The sequence below is a fragment of the Pararhizobium sp. P1_E7 genome, assembly GCF_056405855.1.
In genome coordinates this window covers 1-11,520 of sequence record NZ_JBFUBH010000079.1, presented here as the reverse complement: position 1 = coordinate 11,520, position 11,520 = coordinate 1, and the positions used below count along the sequence as shown (strand labels likewise).

12 protein-coding genes and 1 pseudogene are annotated in these 11,520 nt (G+C 58.2%); 5 read left to right on the top strand and 8 right to left on the bottom strand.

Features of this window, described 5'->3' with window-relative positions; genetic code table 11:
* A partial coding sequence (locus AC1D17_RS25650; protein ID WP_477568105.1) for an aldehyde dehydrogenase family protein occupies nucleotides 1-345 on the top strand: 345 nt, incomplete at its 5' end.
* A 64-nt stretch (nucleotides 346-409) separates the two neighbouring features.
* Here AC1D17_RS25650 and AC1D17_RS25645 read toward each other — a convergent pair.
* The gene (locus AC1D17_RS25645; protein ID WP_477568104.1) at nucleotides 410-670 is read right to left on the bottom strand and encodes a hypothetical protein; all 261 of its coding nucleotides are present in this window, start codon (nucleotides 668-670) and stop codon (nucleotides 410-412) included.
* A gap of 252 nt (nucleotides 671-922) precedes the next feature.
* Here AC1D17_RS25645 and AC1D17_RS25640 point away from each other — a divergent pair, with 252 nt between their 5' ends.
* The 3 genes from AC1D17_RS25640 to AC1D17_RS25630 are packed head-to-tail and all read left to right on the top strand — an operon-like array spanning nucleotide 923 to nucleotide 3,462.
* Complete coding sequence (locus AC1D17_RS25640) at nucleotides 923-1,195, top strand: lipid-A-disaccharide synthase N-terminal domain-containing protein (RefSeq protein WP_477568103.1); 273 nt, start codon at nucleotides 923-925, stop codon at nucleotides 1,193-1,195.
* The gene (locus AC1D17_RS25635) at nucleotides 1,192-2,727 is read left to right on the top strand and encodes an ArnT family glycosyltransferase (RefSeq protein WP_477568102.1); all 1,536 of its coding nucleotides are present in this window, start codon (nucleotides 1,192-1,194) and stop codon (nucleotides 2,725-2,727) included. Before AC1D17_RS25640 ends, AC1D17_RS25635 begins: the two co-directional genes overlap by 4 nt.
* A gap of 9 nt (nucleotides 2,728-2,736) precedes the next feature.
* Nucleotides 2,737-3,462, top strand: coding sequence for a glycosyltransferase family 2 protein (locus AC1D17_RS25630; protein ID WP_477568101.1), 726 nt, complete (start codon nucleotides 2,737-2,739; stop codon nucleotides 3,460-3,462).
* A 35-nt stretch (nucleotides 3,463-3,497) separates the two neighbouring features.
* Here the strand turns inward: AC1D17_RS25630 and AC1D17_RS25625 are convergent.
* Nucleotides 3,498-3,620, bottom strand: a pseudogene (locus AC1D17_RS25625) (IS21-like element helper ATPase IstB); the annotation flags it as partial.
* A gap of 146 nt (nucleotides 3,621-3,766) precedes the next feature.
* Between AC1D17_RS25625 and AC1D17_RS25620 the strand changes: the two are divergent.
* A complete protein-coding gene (locus AC1D17_RS25620; RefSeq protein WP_477568100.1) occupies nucleotides 3,767-3,913 on the top strand; it encodes a DUF1127 domain-containing protein in 147 nt (48 codons plus the stop codon).
* A 599-nt stretch (nucleotides 3,914-4,512) separates the two neighbouring features.
* On the opposite strand, the gene AC1D17_RS25615 is transcribed toward AC1D17_RS25620, so the two are convergent.
* The 6 genes from AC1D17_RS25615 to AC1D17_RS25590 all read right to left on the bottom strand — a co-directional run bounded on the left by AC1D17_RS25615 (nucleotide 4,513) and on the right by AC1D17_RS25590 (nucleotide 11,336).
* Nucleotides 4,513-5,520 (bottom strand): ABC transporter ATP-binding protein, encoded by a 1,008-nt coding sequence (locus AC1D17_RS25615; protein ID WP_477568099.1) that lies wholly within the window; start codon nucleotides 5,518-5,520, stop codon nucleotides 4,513-4,515.
* Between the two features lie 14 nt (nucleotides 5,521-5,534).
* Entirely contained in the window at nucleotides 5,535-6,926 is a 1,392-nt protein-coding gene (locus AC1D17_RS25610) for a glycoside hydrolase family 32 protein (RefSeq protein WP_477568098.1), read from the bottom strand.
* A gap of 2 nt (nucleotides 6,927-6,928) precedes the next feature.
* The gene (locus AC1D17_RS25605) at nucleotides 6,929-7,786 is read right to left on the bottom strand and encodes a carbohydrate ABC transporter permease (protein ID WP_477568097.1); all 858 of its coding nucleotides are present in this window, start codon (nucleotides 7,784-7,786) and stop codon (nucleotides 6,929-6,931) included.
* Between the two features lies 1 nt (nucleotide 7,787).
* Complete coding sequence (locus AC1D17_RS25600; RefSeq protein WP_477568096.1) at nucleotides 7,788-8,636, bottom strand: carbohydrate ABC transporter permease; 849 nt, start codon at nucleotides 8,634-8,636, stop codon at nucleotides 7,788-7,790.
* 107 nt (nucleotides 8,637-8,743) lie between these two features.
* On the bottom strand, nucleotides 8,744-10,021 hold the full coding sequence (locus AC1D17_RS25595) for a sugar ABC transporter substrate-binding protein (protein ID WP_477568095.1): 1,278 nt from the start codon (nucleotides 10,019-10,021) through the stop codon (nucleotides 8,744-8,746).
* A 241-nt stretch (nucleotides 10,022-10,262) separates the two neighbouring features.
* A complete protein-coding gene (locus AC1D17_RS25590) occupies nucleotides 10,263-11,336 on the bottom strand; it encodes a LacI family DNA-binding transcriptional regulator (RefSeq protein WP_477568094.1) in 1,074 nt (357 codons plus the stop codon).
* Between the last annotated feature and the right edge of the window lie 184 nt (nucleotides 11,337-11,520).

Genomic DNA, 11,520 nt, shown 5'->3' with positions numbered 1-11,520 from the left:
AGGCCAGGCATGCGTGTCTATGACGAGGAGAGCTTCGGCCCGGTAAAACCGGTGATCCGCGTGAAGAACGAGGACGAAGCCGTCGCGGTCGCCAACGACACGGAATATGGCCTGTCCGCCTCCGTCTACAGCCGCGACATCCAGCGCGCCATGGCCGTTGCGGCCCGCATCGAAAGCGGAATTTGCCACATCAACGGACCGACGGTGCATGATGAAGCGCAAATGCCATTCGGCGGTGTAAAGAATTCGGGTTACGGGCGCTTCGGCGGCAAAGCCGCCATCGCCGAGTTCACGGACCTGCGCTGGATAACGGTCGAAGACCCGCATCAGCACTATCCGTTCTGAGAATGCAGGATGGATGGTGCGTCGGCGAAAAGCGGTAAAAGTCCGACGGGGCAGGACTGCGTCTTCACGCGCAGTCCTGTGACGGAGCCTCCCCAGGACGCGCATCGTGGGCGGCTCTGCACGCCTTCTTTCTGGCGAGGTCGAGCAGCCAGGTCATGGCTGCGAGCACAGTGACCGTGGCAACCCCGATATCGACGGCTGTCTCCAGCAGGGTGGCGATCCTGCCGAGGGTGAGTGTCACAACGGCTTGGGCGAGATAGGCAATCAGAAACAGCGCCGACAACGTTGCTCCCCTGTGGGTTACCGGCGCGCGCGCCGTTATCATCGACAGTCCGCCCAGAATGTGGGACGAGCAAAGACGCCGGCCACGGCCGTCGCGGTAAGTATCGGAACGCACAAGCTGATTGTGACGGCCCCTTCTTGTTCAAGGTCCAAGGGGGCGGAGATTGTCGTCTGCTTCGACAAGGGGCACAGTCAAGGCCGTTCGCAACACTTAAAAGTGTAGTCGTTCAGGTTGCTGTCAGGAAGGCGTATTTCTTTTCGCCCGGAGAAGCAATTGCAGGGCGGGACTTGCGCAATGACAGACACGACAATCTGGCTGACGATCGGCTTCCTAGGCCAGTTTCTCTTTTCGGCGCGTTTCATGGTCCAGTGGATCATCAGTGAACGCAACAGGAAGAGCCTCATTCCCTACTCGTTCTGGTGGTTCAGCATTGGTGGCGGAACTTTGCTGCTCGCATATGCCGTCTGGCGGTCGGATCCCGTTTACATTCTCGGCCAAAGTCTCGGTCTTGTAGTGTATGTCCGCAACCTGGTGCTCATTCGCCGCGATGCGGCTGAATTGGCATGAGCAAGGACCGGACCACCGCGGCGATGGCAATCTTCGTGGCCGTCGCCGCGTTCGGAATCGTCTGTCGCCCGCTACTTCCGGTCGATGAGACGCGCTACATCGCGGTCGCGTGGGAGATGCGACTGTCCGGGGACTGGTTGGTGCCGCATCTGAACTGGCAGATCTACTCCCACAAGCCCCCGCTGCTGTTTTGGCTCATTAATGTTGCCTGGTCGATTTTCGGCGTTAGCGAGTTTCCTGCACGGCTGATAGGCCCATCGTTCGGCGTCGCCGCAGTTGGCGTCACGAGTCTGATYGGTAGGCGGATTTGGCCGTCGGAACCCTGGCTCGGTGGACACGCCGCACTGATTCTGGCGTGCTCTGCTGCGTTCACGGCATTTGCAGGACTGACAATGTTCGACGCCATGCTGACGCTTTCGGTCGTGCTCGGCGTGTACGCCCTTACTTTCGCGTCGCAATCTGCATTGGCATGGGTCGGATTGGGGGCCGCGATGGCGCTCGGCGGGTTTTCAAAGGGCCCCGTTGTTCTCGTATACTTATTGCCCCTGGCCCTCTCAGCTCCGTTCTGGTGGCAGGTATCGTTCCGTCGGGCGTCATTGGGTACGGCGCTGGCGTTGTCGGTCGGGTTAGTGTTGATTGGGCTCTGGCTCGTTCCGGCGATCCTCACCGCCGGGCCGGATTACCGCGATGCAGTCCTTTGGCAGCAGCATGCGGGACGAATGGTCGATTCCTTCGCCCATGTCCGGCCATGGTGGTTCTTTTTGGCTCTACTGCCTCTCTTTTTGTGGCCTTGGTTCTGGTCAGCTGGCATCTGGCGCACAATCGGGAACGAGGTCGACTACCGCGACCCCGGATTGCGCCTTGTCGCAATATGGTTCGGCGTTCCGCTGCTGTTATTCAGCCTGATTAGCGGCAAGCAGATCCACTACCTTTTGCCGTCTTTTCCGGCAATCGCCTTGTTTTTGGCGCGACAACATGGCGAACGGACCTTCTCTGGCAAGGCTGCCGCGTTGTTTCCTGCTGCACTCGGCGTCGGCTTCATCGCAGTCGGCTCGTCGGCCTTGCACATCGATCGCCTTGGCACTCTGGCCGAACCATCATGGTTGTTTAGCGCTAGCGGCATCGCCCTCGTTGTGCTCGCGCTCGCGATGGTCAAATGGCGTTCCGTGGGGGCCTATCTTGCTGGCCCCGCTCTCATCGTTGTTTTCGATTGCGCTTTTCTCTTCGGCGCTCCGGGGCTTGCTTACGATACGGCCTTCGTGGCGATCGCACTTGCGCCGCATGAGGACAAGGGTATCGCGATTCTCGACGGCGACTATGCCGGCGAATTTACATTCGCAGGCCGATTGACGCGACCGGTTACAGAGATCGACGGTGTCGCAGCGGCAACGGCCTGGCTCTCAGAGGTCCCCGGTCGCGCGCTCCTAGCGCGCATTGATCGCTCTMATCCGGAAGGGTTGCCCGAGGAAACCATCGCTTTTCGCGACGGGCAATATGGCGTTTGGGTGAGCCGCGGCGATACTTCAAGGTGAATAGCTGACATGCCTTTGCACTCCCTCAGTGTTGTCGTTCCGTTTCTGAATGAAGAAGGTGCAGTGAAAGCTGTACTCCTCGAAATCCTCGACGCCTTGCAAGATTTCGATATCGAGGTGATTGGTGTCGACGATGGTTCCTCAGATAAGACGGCTGCGATCATCGCGGAAATGGCCGTTGAGGACGCCCGGATCCATTTGATCCGGCATCAAAATCGTGCTGGGCAGTCGTCTGCGATCAGGTCTGGAGTCAAAGCGGCGCGCTACGAGTGGATTGTGACCCTGGACGGCGACGGGCAGAATCCACCGGACCAGATCCTTCGGCTAATCGATGCGATCTCCGGTACTGACGATAGCCGGGTCGGGCTCGTGCAGGGTCAAAGGACGGTTCGCCGCGACAGGGTCGCCAAGAGATGGGCCTCACGCATCGCCAACGGCATCCGCAGCGCGGTCCTCAACGACGGTACACGGGACTCCGGGTGCGCGTTGAAACTTTTCCGCCGATGCGCCTACCTTGACCTGCCATTCTTCGACCACCTCCACCGCTTTATGCCTGCGATGATGCTTCGGGAGGGCTGGAGTATCAGGTTTGTGGATGTCTCTCATAGGCCCCGTCAGTCCGGTCGCTCGAACTATAACAACCTTAGTCGCGCGCTTGCGGGCATCGTCGATCTCGCTGGTGTGCTCTGGCTGATAAAGAGGCGCATGCCGTTGAATGCAAGGCAGGGCCGTTGATGGGATACCGGCCGCTCGAATCGACTACCGCTGGCGGCGACGAAGGTTCCGGTAGCCAGCTCCCGCACCAGGGATTCAATGACCGGCGCACCGGCGAAGTCATCAATGTCCTTGGCGAGCGGCAGCTTGGCGATGCTGAGCTGGTAGCGGATCGAGCGGGGCACAAGCAATGCGTCAACTGCATGGGTGGCCTGACGAATTGTCGCTGTTTTAAATCGATTGAACGGCCTATATTCCAATCATCGAAACGACGCCGGAGCCAAGCAAGGTTGCTGACGTCAGAGCCTCAGGAAAGGGGATTATCATGAACGTAGCACGCTCCTTCAACGACTGGCGCAAGTTCCGTCAGACCGTTGGCGAACTCGGCCGCATGTCTGCCCGCGAACTGCAGGACATCGGTATCGACCGGGCCGATATCCGCAGCGTTGCCCGCGCATCGGTCGCTCGCTAAGGCCGCCAGACTATAATTGCTTGATACTGTACGACGCCCGCTGATGACGCGGGCGTTTTTGATTCAGGGTGACGGGATTGTCTCTTGCCGGACCACTTTCCTCGTCAGATTCCGAGGTGTGAATTTTGCGCATAGCTGCACTGCAGCATAATGCCTTTGAAACCCCCATGATTGGCGTATGATCATCTCCATCGAAGCAATGCACCTCCTCCCGCAGAGCTTCGTTTTTCAGACGGCCCACTCCTCCTCCCAAGGGACGTCTGTCGGAACAGCGGCACTCCTCCTCCCAGTCGCTGTTCGGTTCTTTTGGAAAAGCCTGCCGCACCTCCTCCCGCGGCAGGCTTTTTTGTTTTCGAATGCCGCGCGAGTGATCAGCTCCAAATTGCGGGTTTGGATTTTGCKGGGTGGTGTCAACTCATTCAGTATTCAGCGAAAACAGCGCAGCGCTCGGCTTGAATAGATAGTGGGAACGAACTTCCTGCCTGCGCCCGACGGTCTTATGAAAAACCACAATGCCGCGTTCACGCCAGCCGGATTGCTGGTTGCCCGGCACTGACCAGGGTGCCGGACATTTTCTCTACCGCCTAATTTGGTTTCCGCTAGGCTGCTGTGGGAACCCTGTGGCCGGTCTTGAACGCGTGCGCCTTTGCAAGGTCCAGATTGAGGTAGACCGTCTCGCCCTGAGCAATTGTCATCTCGCCCGGGGACTTTACCGTAATCGGACCGAGATCCTCTGCTTCGACATAGACCAACGTCTCCGACCCCAGAAATTCGCTGTGGCGGATGCGTCCCTTCCATTGCCCGCCGTTCGCAGACAAGCCTATATCCTCGGGCCGCATGCCGATGACATCGGCTCCCCTTGATTTGGCAAAGGCCCCCTCGATGAAGTTCATTCGCGGCGACCCGATGAAGCCCGCGACAAAAGGCGTTTTCGGCTGACGGTAGAGTTCCGCGGGTGTTCCTGTCTGCTCGATGCGGCCACCGTTCAAGACGACAATCTGATCGGCCATCGTCATGGCTTCCACCTGGTCATGGGTCACGTAGATCATCGTCGCACCGATCCGTTCGTGGAGCTCCGTCAGTTCCACGCGCATTTGTGATCGAAGCGCGGCGTCGAGGTTTGAGAGTGGCTCGTCGAAAAGAAACACCTTCGGCTGGCGCACGATCGCGCGGCCGATCGCGACACGCTGCCGTTGACCTCCCGACAGCTGGCGCGGCTTACGCTCGAGCAGCTTTTCCAGCTGAAGGATACCGGCCGCATCCGAAACGCGTTTCTGGATCTCCGGTTTGGGGAGGCCAGCGAGTTTCAGGCCAAAGCCTATATTGTCGGCGACCGTCATGTGCGGGTAGAGCGCGTATGACTGGAAAACCATCGCAATCCCACGCTCCGACGGGTTGCGATGTGTCACGTCGTCACCACCGATCAACAGCGCACCGGAACTCGTGGTTTCCAGCCCTGCGATCATGCGCAACATCGTCGACTTGCCGCAGCCGGACGGACCGACCAGAACGGTAAAAGAACCGTCCTTGATAGCCAGGTTAAGCTCGGGAATCACGTCCACGCTGCCAAAGCTCTTGCGGACTTTTCTAAATTCAACAGCTGCCAATTCGATCTCCTCCGTTAAAGCGCTTTGAGGCACAAGGATGCCTCCAACTCGGTATCACTGGATGCGGCCCCAAATTGTATCCGGCCGGCCGGCTGATCCGGGTGGTAGATATTGGTGCTCCAGATGAGCTCATTCACGTTCAACTCGACAACTCCGTTGTCGACAAAGACTTCGAGGTCGAAGTCGGACATTTCACCAAGCGGGATGACGTAGTCGTGCCCGAATTCCGGCCGTCCTTCCATAGGGGCACGCAGCTGACGCAGCGCGACCGTGCCGCCTTCGTTGCGAGTGAATTTGAACTGGGGGGCAACGTCACCGAAAAGAGTGAGGACCTTTGTCTCGCCGATTGACAGTGAGACCCTCCCGGACAGGCGGTAAACGCCGGCCGAGGGTTGTGTTGGCAGGTCTGAAAGTGAAATCTGCGGAAAGGCGTTCTTCACTTGCGCAGGCACGTAGGAACCTACTCTGAGTCCGTGTGGCGTTTCGACAAGCTTCAGGTGACGTGGCAGTGAAAGCAAACCGTTGAAGCCCGTTGTGACGGGTTTCTGCGCGTACTTCCAGTTGTTCGCCCAGGCAAGAACCAGCGGAGCATCCCCATGGACGCCAAAAAAGCTTTGAGCGGCGTAATAGTCCCGGCCGTAGTCAAGCCACAGCTCCGCTTCGGGCGGATTGGCGTTCGTGAATTCGCATCCATCGAACTGCCCGATGAAATACATCGTGCCGGATCCCGCACCATAAGCCGGGCTGCCGATACCCACGACCAGAATCCAGTGCTGGCTGCCATCGGGAGCCGACAACTGAAGGAGGTCTGGGCACTCCCAGGAACCATCGCCATGCCGGCCATGGTTCTCACCGAACACGCTTTCGAAATGCCAGTTGACGAGGTCGGCGGACGAATGGAAGCCGACGGACTGGCCCATGCTCTCGCCATGCGACAACGCCATGATCCAGCGGCCGGTCTCCTCGTGCCAGAAGACCTTCGGATCGCGAAAGCAGGCAAGCCCATTGTTCTTGATGACGGGATTTGTCAGTTCTTTTTCGAACCTGGACAGAGATCTGTCGACATGCACGAGCCATTGTTGCTGGAAATCGCGGCCGTTCTCGTCAACGAGGTGGGAGGTGTAGAGGAGCTTGATGTCGCCTTCTTTGGTTCTGATAGCCGATCCCGACCAGCAGGCGCCATTCTGATCCGGGAAAAGCGCGATCTCGTGGTGCTTCCACGTGACGAAATCAGCCGTGCTTGCGTGCCCCCAATGCATAGGCCCGTGGACAAAGCCATCCGGATCACATTGATAGAACGCATGATAGATGCCATCCACATAGATCAGGCCGTTTGGATCGTTGATCCAGTGATGAGCGGAGAAGTGGAGTTGGGGGCGGAATTTTTCCAAGCGTTGATTGAACATGTTTAGCCTTTGACACCGGTGCTCGTCACGGACGCGATGAACTGTTTTTGGACAATGAGGAAGAAGAGGACTGCCGGGATCGCCATGGAGACGGCGAAGGCCATGATGTTCCCCCAGGATTGCAGGTTGCTGCTGAAATAGGCGGACATCGCGACTGACAGCGGACGGTGCTCGGGTCCACGCGTCACCATGACCGGCCAAAGGTAGGAGTTCCAGATTTCAAGGAACTGGAGGATGGCGATCGCCGACACCACGGGCTTCGAAAGCGGAAGCGCGATGTAGCGAAAGATCTGAAAGAACGAGAAGCCGTCGATCTTGGCCGCTTCGATCAGTTCCTTGGGCAATCTGGCAAAAAATTGATAGAACAGGAAGATTGACATCGCATTCGCAACACCAGGCAGGATCTGGACCTGATAGGTGTCGATGATGCCTGCCCATCCCGCCATGATCAGCTGCGGCAGTACAAGGCTCTCGGCCGGAATGGCCAAGCTCGCCAGGATCAGGATCATCAGTGGCCCGCGTATCTTCAGAGTTCCCTGCGCCAGGACAAACGCGGCCATCGAGTTGAAAAGGATCGAAAACAGCAACGTCAGGCTGGTGATCAAGAGAGTGTTGCCGAGGTAGCGCAGGAAGGGATGGGCCGGATCAGCCCATACCTCGAAGTAGTTCTGAAGCGAGACCACCTCCGGAATGAACGAGCGTAGCGCGCCCATGCTCACCATGATGTCCTGCTCGTCCGGATTGAGACTGATCGTCACCATCATCAGGAGCGGCAACAGCACCCCAAGCGCCATCACGCCGGCGCAGGCCAGTGCGAGAAAACGGCCGTTCGTTTCGGATCGTTGGGAAGTCTTCGCCATCTCACGCGTCCCCTTCGTTCCGGAGCACACGTCGCTGAATGAGGGCGATTGTGCAGACCACAAGGAAGAAGACGACGGCGACGGCCGAGGCGTAGCCGACTTTCTGGGACAGGAAGCCTTGCTGGTACATGTAGTGAATGACGGTGGTCGTCGCTCCGTTCGGGCCACCCTTTGTCAGCATGTCGACCTGGGTGAACAGCTTCAGCGCACCGATAGTCGTAATGATGAGCTGGAATATGTTCACGTTTCGCAGGCCGGGCCAGGTCACGTAGCGGAACTGCTGCCATCTTTTCGCGCCGTCGAGCGTCGCGGCCTCGTACAGATCGTTTGGAATTTCCTGGAGCCCGGCCAGGTAGATCAGCATCTGGTAGGGAAATGTCGCCCAGGCAGAGAGAAGGACGATCGACAACATGGCCGTCGAGGCGCTGCCGAGCCAGTCGACATAGGCAGAGGAGCCCGCAAAAGTTTGAACGATGCTGTTGAGCGGCCCGTTMGGAATCCGGTACATCACGGCCCAGATCGCGACGACGACGGTCATCGGAAGCAGGAGAGGAATGATGGCGACTGTCCGGAAGAAAGCGCGCAAGGGGATCGCGGCGTTCAGGATCATCGCGACCGCGAGCGACAGTGCCAGCTGGAACGGTGTTACCAGGATCGTGAAGACGAATGTGTTGCCAAGCGCCTTCCAAAAAAGAGGGTCGGCAATCATGCGCGCGAAATTGGTCAATCCAACTACTCTCGTCGGGATCGGCCTGGGGGTCAGACGCTGGTCGGTAAACGAGAAATAGATCGAGAGTGCAAAGGGCAGAATGACGATGGTCAGCAACAGGGTGACGGCAGGCAAGAGCATCATCAACTCTTGACTGCGAGACGATTTCTCAGCCGGCATATGGGTAATTCCAGATTTTCAGCGACGCGGTTGTGTCTGCGGCGGCTTGCGCCGCCGCACCACTACGGTCATTTTCCGAAGGGCGGGTAGCCCGAGTTGTCTTCGATATCCTGGTCGATCGCCCGGGCGGCCGTGTCGAGTTCCTCCTTCACGTCGGTCTTGCCCGTGAAGATGTTCAACACGGCAGTCTTCCAGGCCGTCGTGATCACCGGATAACCCGGATAGACCGGGCGCACGACCGTGCAGCATTTGGCTTCTTCAACGAAGAGTTCGCCTTCGCCACCTTTGCCGTACAACTTGGACAGGGGGACGGATGCGTTGCGCGAAGGGATGTAACCTGTCGTGTCGGCATATGCCGCCACCTGTTCTGGAGACATCGCAAAGTTCAGGAAGAGTTTGATGTCGGCGGTATTCTTCGACGTGACGGGCACACCCCATCCCCAGCCACCATTCGGAGTTTTAGCACCTTTGGGGCCGAAGCTCGGGGCCGGTATCAGCACCAGGTCTTCGCCGAGACCGCGCTTGTGCGCAGCCCACATCCAGTTTCCGACCCAGACGAGAGCAGCACTCTTTTCTCCATAGAACTTGTTGTCGCCACCACTTGCGGGAACGATCCAGCCCTTGTTGAACCATGTCTGCAGTTCGGTGAGCGCATCGATATTGGCCGGTGAATTCGTTKTGCCCTCGGCTTTCCACGCCTGGCGGTCGATGATGTCGCCGCCGTTCGACTGAACGAATGGCGCAAAGCCATAGGTCAACCATTCGTCGTTGCCGTAGCTCAGCTTGAGATCGAGGGGCCACTGGACACCTTTGACCCTCGAGAGCTTGTCGAGGACTTCACGAAACTGATCGCGGTTCCATGCCTGATCCACGGTCTTTGGAATGTCGATACCGGCTTCCTTGAGAAGCTTGCGATTTCCCCACAACAGCACCGAAGAATCGTAGGGGCTGATCTGGTAGAGCTTGCCATCCGGACCGTAGGTGCCCTGTTCCTTCACTGCCGGCATCAGGTCATCAACAATCTCGCGATCAACGAGATCATCCAACGGCTGGATGGTGCCCGCCCAGACGGCATTAGCCATGTTGGGACCATCGAGCATGATGATGTCGGGCAATCCTCCAGACATCACAGCGGCCTGGATGGCCGAATTGTAGCCGGGAATCGGCACGACTTTGAGCGTTGTCCCTTTTGCTCCATAGGCCGCATTGAAGGCCGTCTCTAGTTGCTCGAAGTAAGGCCGCTCGGATTCGCCGTCGATCACCCACGCCGTCAGGGTGCCGGCGAAAGCATGTGTAGACCCTGCGCAGGCGATAGCGCATGTCGCGGCAATTAGCTTGATTTTCACGTAAACCTCCCTATGACAACGTGAGACAATCGCAATAACGCCAATATTTCGCGTTGTCAATCACGTGGAATCAAGCCTCGGTCGCCGACATCAAGAAACCGGTGGCTCCATGCAAGAATGATGGGCGCAGGGAAGGCAACGCGCTTACCCGAAAACGGCTAAGAACTGCGGGCGTGGCGTCTTTGCCTTGCAGGCGAGATCGAATGAGCCATACAGGTGCGGACCTGTCAGGTCGCGATGATCACGCGGAAGCGCGCTCGATGAATTTTCCCGGGAGACGGATCGTGCGGGGAGGGCCGGCATCCGATTTGATGGCGGCCAACATCGCGGCGCGGCCCATATCGTAATAGGGCAGTTCCATCGTTGACAAGCCAGGCTTCAGGAGGCTTGCAATGGGCTCCCAGTTATCGAAACTTGCAACGGCCACGTCGCGGCCAACGGCAAGCCCCAGATCGGCGAGTACGAAATACACATCCATCGCCAGAACGTCCTGGCCGCAGATAATGACGTCCGGACGGGTTTCTTCGGGCAGCCTCATCAACTCTGGAAGGAGGCGATCGGCAATGAAAGTGACCTTACCGTCGCTCTCCACCACGGATGTATGGATACGTTCTGACATGGTGAACCCGTGTTCCCTGGCAGCTTCGGTGATGCCGCTAGCGCGCAGTCCGGCTGCAACAATGGTCTCAGTCAGATTGAGAAACGCAGGGCGCTTGTATCCGCGGCTGAACAGAATATCTCCAAGCTCCTTCGCCAGACGAAAGTCGTCCGGAACGATCGCGTTCTGGCCGCCGTTCGGATCGAAACAGTTGAGCAGCACTCTCGGAATCGCCGAGGCCGGTAGCTCGATAGGCTGATGGTAACGTGCAGCATAGATCACGGCCTCCGCGCGGAAAGCGGCAAGCTGGGCATCTGCCAGTTGTTGGCTGGGGGTACCTTGCTCGATGTTGAAGAGCATCATGTGCTTGCCGTATTCCCAGGCAACATCCTGCGCGCCGCGAACTAGCTCGATCGACGACGATGTCGTAGCGACCCGGTCGGCAAGAAAGCCGATCACGTTGCTGCGCTGCGAGCGCATCATACGTGCCGCTTCATGAGGTTCATACCCGATTTCCGCAATGATTGCCTCGATGCGGGCTCGCGTCTCAGCGTTCACGAGAGGATCGYGGTTGATGACCCTTGAGACGGTCTTGAGGGAGGTTTGAGCCCGTTTTGCGATTTCGCGTTGATTTGCCATCTGCATCTTCCCATTCGGCGTGAACATATCGCGGACGATCGAGCCAATGGCAAGCAGGGCAAGCGGGTTTGCCTCCATYGTCGGTCGTTTAGACACAATATGGTCGAAAAATCTCCATTGACAACGTGAGACAATTGCATTTTAGTCGCTGCAGTCGGACGGCAGGGAGCTAAGAGGAGTATCCCCGCGTCGTGACTTGCATGGATTTGGGAGGATCTCATGAAACTGGTATTAGCGGCCGCATGCGCGGCTTCGGTTACGG